We start from the raw sequence: 17305 nt of genomic DNA, 5'->3' as shown, positions 1-17305 counted from the left end.
ACGCCAGCGGCCCCGGTGAACGGCAGGGTCGAGGAGTCAGCGCAGAGTCAGAGGTATAGGCCGGTGGAGTCGGGTTCGACGCGCTGGGCGGCGACGGCGTGCACGTCGCGTTCGCGGAGCAGGACGTAGTCGCGGCCCTGCAACTCGACCTCGGAGCGGTCCTCCGGGTCGAACAGCACCCGGTCGCCGTTGACGATCGAGCGTACGTTGGGTCCCACCCCGACCGCCGTGGCCCAGGAGAGCCGCCGCCCCATCGAGGCGGTGGCCGGGATGACGATGCCGGCGGTGGAGCGGCGTTCGCCCTCGGCGCCTTCGAGTTTGACCAGCACCCGGTCGTGCAGCAGGCGGATCGGCAGGCCGTTGTCGAGCGGTGAGTCGGCGGTCACGAGCGAACCGTACCGCGTGCCGCCCGGCGCGCTGTCCGTCAGGTGGGTTACACCAGATCCGTACGGGGCACATCGGGGAGAGATCAGGGCAGAGGTACGCCGCTACCACTGGGTACTTGCCGCTACCGTGAACAGCACTGAGTTATCCGAGTGGGGGTGCGCTTGAGCCGGCTAGAGCAGGTCAGGCAACGGCTCCGTCAGGCGTACGAGGCCGGACGCGAGTCGGTGCGGACGGCGCGCGAGCGCGAACGGGCCCGGCGCGCGGCCGGTGCCGCCAAGGCGGGTTCCGACGATCTCGACCCGTTGACGCCCGAGCTGGAGGGCGGCACGCCGCCGCCCGGCGACGGTCACCTGTCGACCACGAGCCGCGACGACGCCGACGTGCCGCACGCACTGCGGATCGCCGCCGCCTGGGCGTGGCGGCTGATCGTCATCGGCATCCTCGGCTGGGCCCTGCTGCGGGTCGTCGGCAGCGTCCGGATCGTCATCATTCCGCTGCTGGTGGCGCTGCTGCTGGCGGCACTGCTCGCCCCGTTCGTCGGCTGGCTGTTGCGGGCCCGGTTCCCCCGGACGCTGGCCACCGCCGTGGTGCTGATCGCCGGCCTCGCCGGTGTGGTCGGCACGCTCACCATGGTCGTCAACGAGTTCATCACCGGCCTGCCGGATCTGTCGGTCAAGGCCGGCGCGGGCATCGGCGAGATCCAGCAGTGGCTGCGGGACGGGCCGCTCAACCTCTCCGACGGCAAGATCGACGAATACATCGAGTCCGGGCAGAACTGGATCAACGAGAACACGCAGACGTTGACCAGCGGCGCGGTCTCCACCGCCGGTACGGTCGTCGAGGTGTTCACCGGCATCCTGCTGGTGCTCTTCGCGACCTTCTTCTTCCTCCGCGACGGCCAGCGGATCTGGCGGTTCATCGTCGGACTGTTCCCGGTCGGGGCTCGGTGGCGGGTCGACGACGCCGGCCGGGCCTCCTGGACCACACTGGTCGCCTACGTACGGGCGACGGTGTTGGTGGCGTTCATCGACGCGGTCGGCATCGGCATCTTCCTGGTGCTGTTCGACGTGCCGTTCGCCTTCGCGCTGGCCGCGCTGGTCTTCCTCGGCGCGTTCATCCCGATCGTCGGGGCCACCCTGTCCGGGGCGGTCGCGATCCTGGTGGCGCTGGTCGACAGCGGCTGGGTCACCGCGCTGATCATCCTCGGGGTCGTGATCGGCGTGCAGCAGCTGGAAGGCAACGTGCTCCAGCCGCTGATCATGGGCAAGGCGGTGGCCATCCATCCGCTCGCCGTGGTCTTGGCGGTCACCGCCGGGGTGGTGCTCGCCGGCATCGTCGGCGCGCTGGTCGCCGTGCCGTTGATCGCCGTGCTCAACACGGCGGTGCGTCGGCTGGCCCGCCGACCGCAACTGGTCACGCCGCCGTCGCCGACGCCAACGGCTCCGCCTCCGCAGCCGCCGGAGGCAGGGGCGGTCCGGGCGACCTGAGGTCGACGGCGTCGCGCGTCGCGTCGCGGTGCCGCGTCGCGCGTCGCGTCAGCTGGCCGCCAGCCGGCGCAGCGCGCCCTGCACGACCTCCGGCCGGGTGGTGTACCAGAACGGCGGCAGCGACCGGCGCAGAAACGCGCCGTACCCCCGGGCGGTCTCCAACCGGGAGTCGAGCACGGCCACCACACCCCGGTCGGAGGTGGACCGGATCAGCCGGCCGGCGCCCTGCGCCAGCCGGATCGCGGCGATCGGCACGCTGACCGACGCGAATCCGGAACCACCGGCGGAGTCCACGGCGGCGGCGCGGGCCGCCGCGAGCGGCTCGTCCGGACGGGGGAACGGCAGCCGGTCGATCACCACCAGCTGGCAGGCGTCACCGGGCACGTCCACGCCCTGCCACAGCGACATCACCCCGAACAGGCAGCTGGCCCGGTCTTCCCGGAAACGGCGGACCAGCAGCGGCAGCGCCTGCTCGCCCTGCACGTGCACGGTCAGTCCGGTCCGCGCCCGCACCAGCTCTGCGGCCTGCTGCGCGGCCCGCCGCGACGAAAACAATCCGAGGGTACGGCCACCGAGCGTGCCGATCAGCGACAGCAGCTCCTCGCCGGCCTGGGCGGGCAACCCGGAGACGGTGGGTCGGGGCAGGTGCGCGGCGACGTACAGGATGCCCTGCTTGCCGTAGTCGAACGGGGATCCGACGTCGAGGGACCGCCAGTCGGAGTCCTCGCCGGAGTCGGCCTGAACCGCCGACGCGGCCGGGGCCGGCGGTGACGTCGCCGCCGGTTGGTTCGGTGGCGGTGCGGCGTCGAGGCCCAGCGACCGGGCGACGGTGTCGAACCGGCCGCCGAGCGTGAGGGTGGCCGACGTGGCGACCACGGTCCGCTCCTCGTACAGGTGGTTGGCCAGGGTGCCGGCGACCGACAGCGGGGCGACGACCAGGGCACGCCGGCCGGCACCCGGCCCGTCCGGCTTCTCCACCCAGGCCACGTCGTGCTCGTCCTGTTCGAGTAGCCGCTGGGCCGTGGTGGACAGTTCGTCGAGTACGGCTTTGGCCTGCTGTTTGCGGACCGGGTCGGGGTCGTCGGCTTTGATGTCGCCGATGGTGTCCAAGGCGCGGTGGGTCGCCGCGTCCAGCAGGGTGCACGCTTCGTGCAACGCGGCCGGCAGCCCACCGGTGATCCGCCCGGCGGGGGCCTCGGCCAGCCCGACCGCGAGGGCGTCGCCGGCCTCGGTCAGCGCCTCGGCGGTCTCCGGCGGCAGGACGGTCCGGGCCCGGCGGGTGGCCCGGTCGATGGCGTCCGGGGTGAGTTCGGCTTGGGCGGCGGACGAGACCCGGTCGGCGAGTTCGTGTGCCTCGTCGACGATGAGCAGCTTGTGCGGCGGCACGATGTGCCGGCCGGCGAGCATGTCGATGGCGAGCAGGCTGTGGTTGGTGACCACGATGTCGGCCTCGCGGGCCCGCAGCCGGGACGCTTCGGCGAAGCATTCCTCGCCGTACGGGCAGCGGGCCGCGCCGACGCACTCCCGGGCCGGCATCGACACCTGCCGCCAGGCTTGTTCGTCGACGCCGGGGTCGAGTTCGTCTCGGTCGCCGGTCTCGGTTTCCATCGCCCAGTCGCGTAGCCGCTGCACCTGTTTGCCGAGCCGGCCGGCGGCACCCAGCCACTGGGTCCCGCCGCCGCCCGGCGAGTCGAACAGGTCTTCCGGTTCCTCCTCGGCGGAGTTTTCCAGCCGGGCCAGGCACAGGTAGTGGTGTCGTCCCTTGAGGACGGCGAAGGTGGGGCGGCGGCGCAGGATCGGTTCGACGGCGTCGGCCAGCCGGGGCAGGTCGTGTTCGACCAGTTGGGACTGCAGGGCGAGGGTCGCGGTGGAGACCACCACCGGGCCGCTGACGGTGAGCGCCGGGGCCAGGTACGCCAGGGACTTGCCGGTGCCGGTGCCGGCCTGCACCAGCAGATGCGTGCGGGTACGGATGGCCTCGCTGATCGCCGCCGTCATTTGCTGCTGGCCGGGTCGGGCGGACCCGCCGGGCACCGCGCCGACGGCGGCGGCCAGCAGTTCGCTGCCGCTGGGCCGCCCGGCGTTGGCGGGCCGCCGGGCCGTCGACTGTCCGGCCGTCGACTGTCCGGCGTCGGCGGTGTGCTCGGCCTCGTCGGGGCGGTCGGCGTCCGATCCGGTCGGCGCGTCCTCGGCGGTGACGGTGCTTGTCGTCGCGGTGGTCCGGGTCACCGCCCGACAGTACCGATCGGGTCGGTCAGTACGGCCGACACCTGGCCGGTGTCCGCCGTGCCGACGTCACCTGCGCGTTGCCTGCTGACGGGATCCGATCGGTTAGGGTGCGGAACATGTCGAGCGATGTCGTCCGGGTGATCTATCGCAAATTCGACGGCTCGGCCCACCGCGACTATCCGGCGCGTCGGCTCACCGAGGACGACCTCGGCGTCTGGTTGGGCGTCGCCAAGGGCACTCAGTCGATCTATCACGGTCGACCGTCGGTGGAGCAGATCCCGTTCGTTCTGCTGGTGCCGCGAGAGCAGTGGTGGACCTGCATGTTCAACCCGCCGCCGCGTACCAGTGAGGTCTACTGCGACATCGCCAGCCCGGCCCGGTGGGACGGCGAGGACACCGTACACCTGATTGATCTTGATCTTGATGTGGTCCGGCGGCGGGCGACCGGCCTGGTCGAGTTGCGCGACGAGGACGAGTTCGCCGAGCACCGGGTCCGGTTCGGCTACCCGGACGACGTGGTCGAGTCGGCCTGGGCCGCCGCCCGGTGGCTGCTCGACGCGCTCGGCGACGGGACCGAGCCGTTCGCCTCGACCTACCGTAAGTGGCTCGCCCTCGTCTCCTGACGGTCGCGCGTTAGCCGGCCCGGCCCGGCCGGACCGGTTGCCTGGTTCGGGAGGTGGGCAGCGGGCCGTCCGCTGGGTGATGATCGGCGGATGACTGCTGCGTTGAGCGAGGTGTCCGTCCGGGATCTGCTGCGGATGAAGGTCGGCCGGCCGGTGGACCTGTCGGCGATCGACCCGAGGTCGACACCGGGCCTGCCGGGGTTGCCGGTGACCGGCCCGGACCGTAAGTCGTGGGCCCGGGCCGAGCTCCGCCGCCTCGGTGACGACCTGGCCGAGCAGCAGGAAATGCTGCACGCTCAGGCGGTCGCTGGTGCCGCCGCCGGCCGGCGGGTGCTGCTGGTGCTGCAGGCGATGGACTGCGGCGGCAAGGGCGGTGCGGTCAAGCGGGTGGCCGGCGCGATGAACCCGCTCGGCCTGCGGATCCAGGCGTTCGGCCCGCCGACCGCCGAGGAGTTGAGCCACCACTTCCTGTGGCGGATCCGCCGGGCGTTGCCCGACGCCGGCCAGGTCGGGGTGTTCGATCGGTCACATTACGAGGACGTCCTGGTGGTCCGGGTCGAGTCGCTGGTGCCGGAGCAGGAGTGGCGACCCCGGTACGACGAGATCAACGCCTTCGAGGCCGAGTTGGTCGACGACGGCTTCGTGGTGATCAAGGTGTTCCTGCACATCTCGTACGAGGAGCAGCGGGAGCGTCTGCTGGCCCGGTTGACCGATCCGACCAAGCATTGGAAGTACCACCCGGGGGACGTCGACGCCCGCGCCAAATGGCCCGACTACCAGGCGGCGTACGCGGAGGCGTTGAGCCGGTGCGCCACGGAGGCGGCTCCCTGGTACGTGCTGCCGGCCGACCGCAAGTGGTATCGCGACTGGGCGCTGGCGCACCTGCTGCGGGAGCACTTCGCGGAGCTGGACCTGAGCTATCCGCCGGCCCGGTTCGACCTGCGGGCCGAGCAGGCCCGCCTACTCGCCGGCGATGGCCACTTGGTGAACGAGAGGTAAACAGAAGCTGGCTAACAGGTGTCCAGGGGTGGGCCGCCAGCAGACGAGATTCGCGGTTACCTACCATTCCCTCGGAGCGCACGGGCTCGTTTGCCGTGGCCAACCCCTGTTCACCGTCCCGATCGAGGTCCGTGCCGTGAGGTTCTCCTTCCGCCCGATCGAGGGCGCCTTCTACGAGCTGTTCACCAAAGCCGCGCAGAACCTCGTACGCGGCACCGAACTGCTCAACGAACTCGCCCTCACCGGGGTGGACGTCCAGTCGGTCAGCGAACGACTCACCGAGGTCGAGCACGACAGCGACCAGATCACCCACGACCTCTACAAAAAGATCAACTCGGCGTTCATCACCCCGTTCGACCGGGAGGACATCTACCGGCTCGGCAGCCAGCTCGACGACGTGATGGACCACCTGGAGGCGGTCGGCAGCCTGCTCTACCTGTACGGGCTCACCCAGCTGCCATCGCTGCCCCGCGAGATGCACGAGCTGATCGCCGTCCTCGACCAGCAGGCCCGGGTCACCGCCGACGCCATGCCCCGGCTGCGCGCGATGAAGAACCTCGAGGACTACTGGATCGAGTGCAACCGGCTGGAGAACGAAGGCGACCGGGCGTATCGGATGCTGCTGGTGCGCCTCTTCTCCGGCGAGTACGACGCGCTCACCGTACTCAAGATGAAGGAGGTCGCCGACGAGCTGGAAGCCGCCTGCGACGCCTTCGAGCACGTCGCCAACACCGTCGAGACCATCGCGGTCAAGGAGTCCTGAGCCGCGTGAGCCCCGAACTCGTCGCCGTCCTCGCGGTGATCGCCGTCGCGATGGTCTTCGACTACACCAACGGCTTCCACGACGCGGCGAACGCCATCGCCACCAGCATCTCCACCCGGGCGCTCACCCCCCGGGTCGCCCTGATCATGGCCGCGGTCGGCAACTTCATCGGCGCCCACTTCGGCGCCGAGGTCGCCAAGACCGTCGGCAGCGGCCTGGTCGAACTGCCGGCCGGGGTCTCCAGCCTCGGCATCGTCTTCGCCGGGGTGGTCGGCGCGATCACCTGGAACCTGATCACCTGGTACTTCGGGTTGCCGTCGTCGTCGTCGCACGCGCTGATCGGCGGCCTGGTCGGCTCGACCATCGCCGCCTCCGGCACGGTGCTGTGGGGCGGCATCGCCGGCGACGTGGTGGCACCGATGATCCTTTCCCCGATGGTCGGCTTCGTCCTCGGCTTCCTCGTCATGCTCGCCGTCCAGTGGATCTTCCGCAACGGCCAGCCGGGCAAACTCAACCGGGGCTTCCGGATCGCCCAGTCGATCTCGGCGGCGGCCATGTCGGTCGGCCACGGCATGCAGGACGCCGCCAAGACGATCGGCATTGTGGTGCTGGCCCTGTTCGTCGGCGGCTATCAGTCCGACGCCGAGACCATCCCCGAGTGGGTCTTCTGGACCTCGGCGACCGTGCTGGCGCTGGGCACCTACGCCGGTGGCTGGCGGATCATCCGTACCCTCGGTCGCAAGATCATCGACCTGCGACCGCCGGAAGGCTTCGCCGCCGAGACCGTGGCCAGCTCGGTGCTCTACTTCAACGCCCTGGTGCTCGGCGCGCCGATCTCCACCACGCACACCATCACCTCGGCGATCATGGGCGTCGGGGTGACCAAGCGCCTGTCGGCCGTACGGTGGAACGTCGCCGGCAACATCGTCGGCGCCTGGATCCTGACCTTCCCGGCGGCGGGCAGCATCGGCGCGCTGATGTACTTCGCCGTCCGTCCGCTGTTCAGCTGAACCGCCGGGCGTGACCCGGCTCAGTTGGCCGCCGGGACCAGGTCGGCCAGCAGTGCTTCGACCCGGGTCCGGATCTCGTCGCGGATCGGCCGGACCGCCTCGACGCCCTTGCCGGCCGGGTCGGTCAAGGCCCAGTCCTCGTAGCGTTTGCCGGGGAAGACCGGGCAGGCGTCGCCGCAACCCATGGTGACGATCACGTCGGAGGACTCGGCCGTCTCCCACTCCAGCTTCTTGGGGGTCTGGTCGGTGATGTCGATGCCGACCTCCCGCATCGCTTCGACCGCCGCCGGGTTGACCGTCTCGGCCGGGGCCGACCCGGCCGAGCGGACCTCGACCGCGTCACCGCCGAGGTGACGCAGCCAGCCGGCGGCCATCTGGGACCGGCCCGCGTTGTGCACGCAGACGAACAGCACACTGGGCTTGCTCACGAGGGTCTCCTTCGAGGGGTGGGGCGGGTGTCAGCGGCGGGCGTCGGTCAGCGCGTCGTCCGTCGCGCCGGCCCGTTCAGCCGGCTCTGTCGGCCCGGCCGGCTCGGCCCGCTCGGCCGGGACCACCACCTGGTCGGCGGCGCGGCCGACGCCGGGGTAGAGCGCCAGCAGCAGCGCCACCCCGACGGCGAGCCCGATGACCTGGGCGACGAGGAACGCCGGGATCGAAGCCGGGTGGATACCGGCGAAGGTGTCGGTGAATCCTCGACCGATCGTCACGGCCGGGTTGGCGAACGACGTCGACGAGGTGAACCAGTAGGCGGCACCGATGTACGCGCCGACCGCAGCCGGCGCGGCGCTGGCCCGACCCGACCGGGCCAACGCGAAGACCAGCAGGATCAGGCCGGCCGTGGCGACCACCTCGCCGAGCCACAGGTTGCCCGCCGAGCGGTCCTTCGTCGACCAGGTGACCGCCGGAAGCGCGAACATCAGGTTCGCCAGGATCGCCCCGGCGATCCCACCGCTGATCTGGGCGGCCACGTAGCCACCCAGCTCCGACACGGCCAGGCCGGTGCGGCTGCGCCGCCCGAGGAACCAGTCGGCGGCCGAGACGACCGGGTTGAAATGCCCGCCCGAGACCGGGCCGAAGATCAAAATCAGCGCGCCGAGCGCGAAAGCGGTGGCGACCGAGTTCTCCAGCAACTGCAGCCCGACGTCGTCCGGCGACAAGGTCTGGGCCATCACCCCGGAGCCGACCACCGACGTGACCAGCAGGGCGGTGCCGGCGAACTCGGCCAGCAGCCGTCGCCAGAGTGCGATCGGGTTCACGTGATCTCCGATGTTCGGTGGGATCGTGCGGTACGGGTGGTCGGTCAGCTGGTCGGGACGGGCAGCTCGGCGAGCAGCCGGCGGACCCGGCGTTCGATCTCGTCGCGGATCGGGCGTACGGCTTCGACGCCCTGCCCGGCCGGGTCGTCCAGCTCCCAGTTCTCGTAGCGGGTGCCGGGGAAGACCGGGCAGGCGTCGCCGCAGCCCATGGTGACCACGACGTCAGCCGCGCGGACCACCTCGTCGGTCCACGGCTTCGGGTATTCGCCGGAGATGTCGATGCCGCGTTCGGCCATCGCCGCGATCGCGGCCGGGTTGACCTCGTGGCCGGGCTCGCTGCCGCCGGACCAGGCGACGACCCGCTCGCCGGCGAGCTCGGTGAGAAAGCCGAGCGCCATCTGGCTGCGGCCGGCGTTGTGCGTGCAGAGGAAGAGCACCACCGGCCGGCCGTCGGAGTGCAGACCCTCCACCCGGGCCAGTGCCTGCAGCCGTTGCCGGGCGAAGCGTTCGGCGAGCAGCGGCAGATAGTTAGGGATGGTGCTACCGGTGGCGAACTGGTCGTAGCTGGATGCCAGGAACCGCTCGATCGTCTCGGTGTTGTAGGTGCCGTCGAATTCGCGGGCCAACCGGGTGGCGGCGGTCCGCAGCGCGAGTTGCTGGTCGATGGACAGGTCGGGACGGACGACGTCGGCGACGTCAGACATGGTGGCCTCCGGGGGTGACGGCAGGTGCGAGCCGGTCGATGCGGCCGGCGATGTCCGCGTACGCGGCGTCGAACGCCGCGTCGGTGTCCGACCGGACCGGATCCGGCACCGACCAGTGCAGATCCGGGGCGCTCGGGCCGGTGAGTTCCTCGTGGGCGTTGTCGCAGACGGCGATCACCAGGTCGTCTGCGGTGACCACGTCGCCCACGTGGGCGGTCTGCCGGGGATCCAGCTCGAGCCCGTGACGGTCGGCGACCGCCACCGCCCGGGGGTGGACCCGGGTCGCCGGGGTGGTGCCGGCGGAGGCGGCGGGTGTCGGGCCGGATCTGCGCCACAGGGCCGCCGCGAGCTGGGAACGAGCGGAGTTGTGCGTGCAGACGAAGACGACCCGCCGTACCGCCGGCAGCGGCGTCGGCGCCAGCTGGTCGAGGGCTTCCGGCACGAGGCGCAGGTAGCTGCGGCGGCGGTCACCTTCGGACCGGGTACGGCGGAGCAGGCCGGCCGACTGGAGCACCTTGACGTGGTGCGCGACGAGGTTGCTGGGCAGCCCCAGTCGTCGACCCAGCTCGCCGGGGGCGGCGTCGCCGAGGCAGAGCAGGTCGACGATGGCGAGGCGGGCGGGATCGCCGAGAGCGGCGTGCACCCGTGCGCGGCGGAGCAGTCGTGGAGACTGCCATCCGCTGTCTGCCGCCATTGCCTCAGTGTTCATTGACTCAATGATTACTGAGGCATATGGCGGCGTCAAGCCTGGCTCACCCGGTGGCGGCGAGCCGACGGCCCAGCCGTACCCGTGGATCAGCGGTAGTCGACCCCGATCTGGTTACGGATCGTGTCCAGCAGCTCCATCACCTCGAGGGTCACCGCGTGCGGCACCAGCGGGCTTTCCCGCAGCCCGGCGGCCAGGCAGCGGTGCACCTCGGCCGCCTCGTACTGGTAGCCGTTGCCGGCCGGCTCGACCACCCGGACGGCCTCCGGCTCGCCGTCGCCGCGCCGAATGGTGAACTCGTTGGGGCAGAAGAACGGATCCGGCAGCTCGATGCGGCCGGTGGTGCCGGTGACCGTGGCCGCCACCCGGGTCGCGCCGACCAGACCGCAGGTCAACGCGGCGACCGCGCCGGAGTCGTAGCCGAGCAGCACGCCGGTGTTCTCGTCCACCCCCTCCGGCGTCAACTTCGCCCAGGACCGGATCTCGTCGGGCCGGCCGAGGATCAGATGCGCCAGGCTGATCGGATAGACCCCGAGGTCGAGCAGCGCGCCACCGCCGAGCGCGGGATTTCGCAGCCGGCTCTCCGGGGCGAACGGCCCGGCCAGGCCGAAGTCGGCGTGCACCGCGGTGACCTCACCGATCGCGCCGTCGCCGATCAGCTCCACCACCCGCCGTACGGTCGGATTGCACCGCATCCACATCGCTTCCATCAGGAACAGATCCTGGTCACGGGCGGTCTGCACCAGCTCGGTGCTGGTCGCCAGGTCCAGGGTGAACGGCTTCTCGCACAGCACCGCCCGCCCGGCCCGCAGACAGGTCAGGGTCGCCGCGTGGTGCGCCGAATGCGGCGTTGCGACGTAAATCACATCGATCTTGTCGTCGGCGGCGAGTTCGGCCCAGCTGCCGTACGCCTGCGGGATGCCGTAGCGGTCGGCGAAGGCCTGCGCGCTGGGTGCCGAGCGGGAGCCGACCGCCAGCACCTCCGCGTCGGGCAGCAGTCGTAGGTCTTCGACGAATCGGGCGGCGATGCCGCCGGTGGCGAGAATTCCCCAACGTGTCATGATCAGGCACGCTAGCCGACGTCGGCGGGGCGAACTGGAGACCGGCCGGGTCGCCGCCTACCCTGACGGGGGTGCCCACCGACGACGATCCGCCTGCGGCATCGGCCGCATCCGCGCCGACCGGCGTGGCTCTGTTCCCGGTCCCCGAGGCGATGATCGAGCAGGCCAGCCGGTTCTACGCCGCCGGGCGGACGCCGGTGCCGCCCCGGGTCGCGGCGACGGTGCTGCTGCTGCGTCCGTCGGTGGATCCCGGTCCGTCGGCCGATCCCGGTCCGGGTTCGTCGGCCGATCCGGTCTCGTCGACGTTCGAGGTCTACCTGATCCGCCGGGTCGCGGCGGTGGCCTTCGGCGGTGTGTACGCGTACCCCGGCGGCGGAGTCGACCCGTCCGACGCCGTCGCCGATCTCGACTGGGCCGGTCCGGATCCGCAGTGGTGGTCCGCGCGGCTCGGCTGCCCGGCGGCCGAGGCCCAGGCGGTGGTTTGCGCGGCCGCGCGGGAGGTGTTCGAGGAGGCCGGGGTGCTGCTCGCCGGACCGGACGGGCGGACGGTGGTGAGCGACGTCGCCGGGGCGGACTGGGAGGCGGACCGGCGGGCCCTGCTCGACCGGCGGCTCGGCTTCGGTGAACTGCTTCGTCGGCGGGGGTTGACGTTGCGCGCCGACCTGCTGGCACCGTGGAGCCGGTGGATCACGCCCGAGTTCGAACCGCGCCGGTTCGACACGTACTTCTTCGTGGCCCGGTTGCCGGTCGGGCAGCTGACCAGGGATGTCTCCGGCGAGGCGGATCAGACACTGTGGACCTACCCGGAGCTGGCGCTGGATCACGCCGCCCGGGGCGAGTGGGCGTTGCTGCCGCCGACTCGGGTGACTCTGGGTGAGGTGGGCGGCTGTCCGGACATCGGTGCGGTGTTCGCCGCCGCGTCTCGTCGCGATTCGTCGACGCCGGTCACCCCCGATCTACGGGTCGACCCCGACGGCACCGTCCGCTTCGCGGTCCCGGTCGCCCGACAGGGCGGTTGACCTGCACTTTCCGGTACGGAGATCCGGACCCGGACCCTGTCCCGCGCCCACGTCGATTCCTCAGCGTCGATGCGCTGAGATGATCTTGCGTTACCGAGCGGTGATACTTTGGCGCGCACAACGCGATCCTGGGTGCCCGGACGACGTCCGGCGCCGCGCTATCGGACGGGACACATGGCTCCACGATCAGGGACATCATCCGCGAACGACACCCCGCCATCCGGCAGTGACCTCGTCCACCTCGCTGTTCCGGCCGAATACGTCGACCACATCGCGCGCCTGATCGAAGAACTCGACCAGCGGACCAAGCCGCTCGCCAAGCCCGCCCGGCGACGCCGGTCGAACACCCGCTCGGCCAAGGAATGGCCGGTCGAGGAGCTGCGCCGGTTCGCCCAGGGCCGGTCCCGGACCCACCAGACCGTCTGCGCCATCCTCGACCTGCTGTCCGCCCGGCCGGGCGAGGCCCTGCCCGTCGGTGATCTGGCGGCCGAGCTCGGCAGCCCGGTGGACAAGGTGATCGGCGCCCTGGGCGGCCTGACCCGGATCGTGAAGGCCTACCACGACTATCCGACCTGGGGACTGCCGTTACAGCGAGTGCCCCGCGTGGAGTCGGGTCGGCCGGCCGGGGTGTCCTACCAGGTCACCGCCGAGCAGGCCCGGCGCTGGCGGACCGTACGGGAGACGTCGGGCGTCGAGTCGGCCGATTAGCCGCGAACCGCAGCTACCGGTGGCGGGTCGGAGGGACGTGCGTCACTCCGGAGCGCGAACCGGGGGATCGAGTGCGATCCGACAAGTCTCGTTCACCTTCTGTTCACCATGTCCCGGTCGGCAGTTTAGCCACGGCTCGTACCGTCCACCGCGTTCGAGACGGTGACTCGCCCCCCACCCATGGGCGGTGAGTCGCCACCCGACCTCAGAGAGGCAACGCACCGTGAATCGTACGACCCTCCGGCTGGCCGCCCTGCCGGTCGCCGTCATGCTTACCCTTGGCGTGGCCGCTTGTGGCAGCGACAGCGACAGCGGCTCGGACACCGACACCGGCTCCGAGACCTCGGTCAGCGGCGACCTCGCTGGCGCCGGCGCCTCCTCGCAGGGTGCCGCGATGGAGGCGTGGATCGCCGGATTCACCTCCGTGGCCCCCGACGCCACCGTCACCTACGACCCGATCGGCTCCGGCGGTGGCCGTGAGCAGTTCACCTCCGGTGGTGCCGACTTCGCCGGTTCGGACGCCTACCTCGACGAAGAGGAGATCGCGGCGGCCCTGGAGACCTGCGGCGAGCAGGGCTTCATCGAGTTCCCCGGCTACATCAGCCCGATCGCTGTGGCGTACAACCTGCCGGGCGTCGACACGCTGAACCTCTCGCCGTCGGTGATCGCCCGGATCTTCGACAACAAGATCACCAACTGGAACGACCCGGCGATCGCCGAGCTCAACGCCGACGCCACCCTGCCGGACCTGGCGATCACCGCCGTGCACCGCTCGGACGAGTCGGGCACCACCGAGAACTTCGTCGACTACCTGGCCAAGGCCGCCCCGGCCGACTGGCCGTACGAGGTCTCCGGCGACTGGCCGACCCAGACCGGTGAGGCCGCCGCCCAGACCCAGGGCGTGGCCGCCGCGCTGCGCGGTGGCGAGGGCACCATCGGCTACATCGACGCCTCCCAGGCGACCGACCTCGGCGTCGCCGCGGTCCAGGTCGGCGAGGAGTTCGTCGAGTACTCCGCCGAGGCCGCCGCCAAGGTGGTCGACGCCGCCGAGACCGTCTCCGGCCGTCCGGAATTCAGCTACGCGATCGACCTGCCCCGGGACACCACCGAGTCCGGCGTCTACCCGATCGTGCTGGTCTCCTACCAGCTCGCCTGCGTCAACTACGACAGCCAGGAGAAGGTCGACCTGGTCAAGGCGTTCTTCAACTACCTGATCAGCGAGGAAGGCCAGCAGGCCGCCGCCGGGAACGCCGGCTCCGCGCCGATCTCCGCCGAGCTGCGCAGCCAGGCCCAGACGGCGATCGACGCGATCAGCGTCGCCTGATCACAGCGGTCACGTCTAGGCTGCTGATCCCCGAGGTCCGGACGGTCACCCGGTGGCCGTCCGGACCTGCGGCGTATCTGGCACAGCCCGTCACGACACGGCCTGAGGAGGCGTAATCCGTGACAAAGCCCGCCACCGCGACGAGCGGTACCCCCTCCAGCGACCCACCCACCAGTGGTGGACCGCCGCGCGGCACGTCATCGGACGGGCTGCCCGACACCCCCAAGCTGCGCGGCCGATCCGGCAAACGGATCGGTGACCAGATCTTCTCCGGTACGGCCGTCGGCGCCGGCGTTCTGATCCTTGTCACGCTCGCGGCCGTCGCCGCCTTCCTGCTCTACGAAGGCTTCCCCGCGCTCACCGCCGACGCCGAGGACCTGCCCGGCGGTGAGGGATTCCTGGCGTACGTCACCCCGTTGCTGTTCGGCACGGTGCTCGCCGCGGTGATCGCGCTGGTCGTGGCGACCCCGCTGGCGATCGGCATCGCACTGTTCATCTCGCACTACGCACCCCGCCGGATCGCCGCCGGACTCGGCTACCTGGTCGATCTGCTCGCCGCCGTGCCCAGCGTCGTCTACGGACTGTGGGGCATCTTCTTCCTCGCGCCGAACGTCGTCCCGGTCTACCGCTGGCTGGAGGAGTACCTCGGCTTCATCCCGCTCTTCGCCGGCCCTGCCTCGGTTACCGGCCGGACCATGCTCACCGCCGGGCTGGTGCTGGCGGTGATGGTCCTGCCGATCATGACGGCGGTCAACCGGGAGGTCTTCCTGCAGACCCCGCGCCTGCAGGAGGAAGCTTCCCTGGCGCTCGGTGCCACCCGCTGGGAGATGATCCGGATGACCGTGCTGCCGTTCGGCCGGTCCGGCATCATCAGCGGCAGCATGCTGGGGCTCGGTCGGGCGCTTGGCGAGACCCTCGCGGTGGCGATGATCCTTTCGGCCTACGACGTGGTCACCATCAACCTGATCGACTCGGTCAACAGCAGTACCATCGCCGCCAACATCGCGCTCGACTTCCCCGAGTCCAGCGGTCTCGCGGTCAACACGTTGATCGCCTCCGGTCTGGTGCTGTTCGCGTTGACCTTCGTCGTCAACTTCGCCGCCCGAGCGGTCATCGCCCGTCGGCGCGACTTCTCGGGAGCGAACGCATGACCACCATCACCCCACCCCAGGCGGTGGCCCCCAACTCGTTGACCAGCGGCGTGCTGCCCAACTGGGCACCCTGGTCGGTGGTCGGCGTCAGCCTGTCGGTCGGCCTGCTCGGTGGGCTCACCCTGGGCTTCGGCATTCCGCTGTCGATCGTGCTCGGTGTGTTGCTGACCCTGGTGGCGCTGCCGGCAGTTTCCTGGCGCGTCGAGGGCGGCCGCCGGGCCAAGGACCGCTTCGTCACCGTGCTGGTCTCGATCGCCTTCGGGCTGGCCATCCTGCCGTTGCTCTCGCTGGTGATCACCGTCACCCAGAACGGGGTCAACCGGCTCGACGCGACCTTCCTCACCAGCGACATGCGGGGCGTGCTGGGCGAGGGCGGCGGCGCGCTGCACGCCATCGTCGGCACCCTGCTGATGACCGGCGCGGCGGCGCTCATCTCGGTCCCGGTCGGCGTGATGTGCGCCGTCTACCTGGTCGAGTACGGCAAGGGTCGGCTGGCCCGCTGGGTGACCCTGCTGGTCGACGTGATGACCGGCATCCCGTCCATCGTGGCCGGTCTGTTCGCGTTCGCCTTCTTCGCGATCTTCTTCGGCCCGAGCATCCGGTTCGGCCTCGGCGGTGCGGTCGCGCTGTCGGTGCTGATGGTGCCGGTTGTGGTCCGGTCGGTCGAAGAAATGCTCAAGCTGGTGCCGAACGAGCTGCGCGAGGCGTCGTACGCCCTCGGGGTGCCCAAGTGGCGCACCGTGCTGCGGGTGGTGCTGCGGACCGCCGCACCGGGCATCGCCACCGGGGTCACCCTGTCGATCGCCCGGGTGATCGGGGAGACCGCACCGCTGCTGATCATCGCCGGCAGCACCACCGCCCTCAACACCAACCTGTTCGAGGGCCGGATGGCGTCGCTGCCGGTGTTCACCTACTACTCCTACAGCATCCCCGGGGCGCGGCCGGAGTTCGGAGTCGATCGTGCCTGGGCCGCCGCGCTCACCCTGTTCCTCCTCGTCATGGCACTGAATCTGGTGGCCCGCCTCATCTCCCGGTTCTTCTCCCTGCCGAACAGCCGCTGACCGCGGAAAGGACCCCTCAAGTGGCCAAGCGAATCGAAGTCACCGACCTGGACATCTTCTACGGCGCGTTCAAAGCCGTCGAACAGGTCAACATGACCATCGAGCCGCGTTCCGTGACGGCGTTGATCGGGCCGTCCGGCTGCGGCAAGTCGACCTTCCTCCGCTCGCTCAACCGGATGCACGAGGTCGTGCCCGGCGGGCGGGTGACCGGCAAGGTCGACATGGACGGCGAAGACCTGTACGGCGTCGGCGTCGACCCGGTCGCCGTACGGCGGCAGGTCGGGATGGTGTTCCAGCGACCCAACCCGTTCCCGACGATGTCGATCTACGACAACGTGGCGGCCGGCGTCAAGCTCAACGGCGGCCGGATGCGCAAGGCGTCGCTCGACGAGCTGGTCGAGCAGACGTTGCGCGGCGCCAACCTCTGGGAAGAGGTCAAGGACCGGCTCAACCGACCCGGATCCAGCCTCTCCGGCGGCCAGCAGCAGCGACTCTGCATCGCCCGGGCGATCGCTGTCAAGCCGGCCGTGCTGCTGATGGACGAGCCCTGCTCGGCGCTCGACCCGATCTCGACGCTGGCCATCGAAGACCTGATGCACCAGCTCAAGGCCGAGTTCACCATCGTGATCGTCACGCACAACATGCAGCAGGCGGCACGGGTCAGCGATCGCACCGGCTTCTTCAACATCGCCGGCACCGGCCAGCCCGGCAAGCTGATCGAGATGGACGACACGCAGCGCATCTTCAGCAATCCGAAGGTCAAGGCGACCGAGGACTACATCACCGGCCGGTTCGGCTGACCGGCGCGTGGCCCGAC

The 17305-nt window shown here is 70.7% G+C and carries 17 protein-coding genes and 1 pseudogene; 11 read left to right on the top strand and 7 right to left on the bottom strand.

The window, feature by feature from the left end; all coding sequences use genetic code 11:
• Positions 1–47 precede the first annotated feature (47 nt).
• The gene (locus tag O7632_RS29835) at positions 48–386 is read right to left on the bottom strand and encodes a co-chaperone GroES (RefSeq protein WP_278119140.1); all 339 of its coding nucleotides are present in this window, start codon (positions 384–386) and stop codon (positions 48–50) included.
• A 156-nt stretch (positions 387–542) separates the two neighbouring features.
• On the opposite strand from O7632_RS29835, the gene O7632_RS29830 reads away from it, so the two are divergent.
• On the top strand, positions 543–1874 hold the full coding sequence (locus O7632_RS29830; RefSeq protein ID WP_278119139.1) for an AI-2E family transporter: 1332 nt from the start codon (positions 543–545) through the stop codon (positions 1872–1874).
• Between the two features lie 48 nt (positions 1875–1922).
• Here O7632_RS29830 and O7632_RS29825 read toward each other — a convergent pair.
• Positions 1923–3980: pseudogene (locus O7632_RS29825) on the bottom strand (ATP-dependent DNA helicase); the annotation flags it as partial.
• A gap of 239 nt (positions 3981–4219) precedes the next feature.
• Between O7632_RS29825 and O7632_RS29820 the strand changes: the two are divergent.
• From O7632_RS29820 to O7632_RS29805, 4 genes are all read left to right on the top strand, one after another.
• On the top strand, positions 4220–4726 hold the full coding sequence (locus O7632_RS29820) for a DUF402 domain-containing protein (protein WP_278119137.1): 507 nt from the start codon (positions 4220–4222) through the stop codon (positions 4724–4726).
• Between the two features lie 90 nt (positions 4727–4816).
• Positions 4817–5725: a PPK2 family polyphosphate kinase gene (locus tag O7632_RS29815; protein WP_278119135.1), complete on the top strand. Its 909-nt coding sequence runs from the start codon at positions 4817–4819 to the stop codon at positions 5723–5725.
• Positions 5726–5861: 136 nt separating this feature from the next.
• Positions 5862–6488, top strand: coding sequence for a DUF47 family protein (locus O7632_RS29810; RefSeq protein WP_278119133.1), 627 nt, complete (start codon positions 5862–5864; stop codon positions 6486–6488).
• 5 nt (positions 6489–6493) lie between these two features.
• A complete protein-coding gene (locus O7632_RS29805; RefSeq protein WP_278119132.1) occupies positions 6494–7498 on the top strand; it encodes an inorganic phosphate transporter in 1005 nt (334 codons plus the stop codon).
• A 20-nt stretch (positions 7499–7518) separates the two neighbouring features.
• On the opposite strand, the gene O7632_RS29800 is transcribed toward O7632_RS29805, so the two are convergent.
• The 5 genes from O7632_RS29800 to O7632_RS29780 all read right to left on the bottom strand — a co-directional run bounded on the left by O7632_RS29800 (position 7519) and on the right by O7632_RS29780 (position 11225).
• Positions 7519–7872 carry an arsenate reductase ArsC gene (locus O7632_RS29800; protein ID WP_278120513.1) on the bottom strand — a complete coding sequence of 118 codons (354 nt, stop codon included), beginning with the start codon at positions 7870–7872 and terminating at the stop codon, positions 7519–7521.
• 84 nt (positions 7873–7956) lie between these two features.
• Positions 7957–8754, bottom strand: coding sequence for an MIP/aquaporin family protein (locus tag O7632_RS29795; protein ID WP_278119131.1), 798 nt, complete (start codon positions 8752–8754; stop codon positions 7957–7959).
• Between the two features lie 44 nt (positions 8755–8798).
• Positions 8799–9458: an arsenate reductase ArsC gene (locus tag O7632_RS32330; protein WP_347403613.1), complete on the bottom strand. Its 660-nt coding sequence runs from the start codon at positions 9456–9458 to the stop codon at positions 8799–8801.
• Positions 9451–10167, bottom strand: a complete 717-nt coding sequence (locus tag O7632_RS29785) for a helix-turn-helix domain-containing protein (RefSeq protein WP_278119129.1) — start codon at positions 10165–10167, stop codon at positions 9451–9453. The genes O7632_RS32330 and O7632_RS29785 overlap by 8 nt, the downstream gene beginning before the upstream one ends.
• Positions 10168–10253: 86 nt before the next feature.
• A complete protein-coding gene (locus O7632_RS29780; RefSeq protein WP_278119128.1) occupies positions 10254–11225 on the bottom strand; it encodes a Gfo/Idh/MocA family oxidoreductase in 972 nt (323 codons plus the stop codon).
• Positions 11226–11377: 152 nt separating this feature from the next.
• Here O7632_RS29780 and O7632_RS29775 point away from each other — a divergent pair, with 152 nt between their 5' ends.
• The 6 genes from O7632_RS29775 (at position 11378) to pstB (ending at position 17288) form a co-directional block, all read left to right on the top strand.
• Positions 11378–12244: an NUDIX hydrolase gene (locus O7632_RS29775; RefSeq protein ID WP_278120511.1), complete on the top strand. Its 867-nt coding sequence runs from the start codon at positions 11378–11380 to the stop codon at positions 12242–12244.
• A gap of 174 nt (positions 12245–12418) precedes the next feature.
• Positions 12419–12952, top strand: coding sequence for a hypothetical protein (locus O7632_RS29770; RefSeq protein WP_278119126.1), 534 nt, complete (start codon positions 12419–12421; stop codon positions 12950–12952).
• 223 nt (positions 12953–13175) lie between these two features.
• Positions 13176–14276 carry a phosphate ABC transporter substrate-binding protein PstS gene (gene pstS, locus O7632_RS29765; RefSeq protein ID WP_278119125.1) on the top strand — a complete coding sequence of 367 codons (1101 nt, stop codon included), beginning with the start codon at positions 13176–13178 and terminating at the stop codon, positions 14274–14276.
• 119 nt (positions 14277–14395) lie between these two features.
• The gene (pstC, locus tag O7632_RS29760) at positions 14396–15427 is read left to right on the top strand and encodes a phosphate ABC transporter permease subunit PstC (protein WP_278119124.1); all 1032 of its coding nucleotides are present in this window, start codon (positions 14396–14398) and stop codon (positions 15425–15427) included.
• Positions 15424–16488 (top strand): phosphate ABC transporter permease PstA, encoded by a 1065-nt coding sequence (gene pstA, locus O7632_RS29755; protein WP_278119123.1) that lies wholly within the window; start codon positions 15424–15426, stop codon positions 16486–16488. The genes pstC and pstA overlap by 4 nt, the downstream gene beginning before the upstream one ends.
• 20 nt (positions 16489–16508) lie before the next feature.
• Positions 16509–17288 carry a phosphate ABC transporter ATP-binding protein PstB gene (gene pstB / locus O7632_RS29750; protein WP_278119122.1) on the top strand — a complete coding sequence of 260 codons (780 nt, stop codon included), beginning with the start codon at positions 16509–16511 and terminating at the stop codon, positions 17286–17288.
• Positions 17289–17305 lie beyond the last annotated feature (17 nt).

This window comes from Solwaraspora sp. WMMD406, from assembly GCF_029626025.1.
In the GTDB taxonomy this organism is placed as follows: Bacteria; Actinomycetota; Actinomycetes; order Mycobacteriales; family Micromonosporaceae; genus Micromonospora_E.
This window is presented reverse-complemented; position numbering and strand designations above follow the sequence as displayed.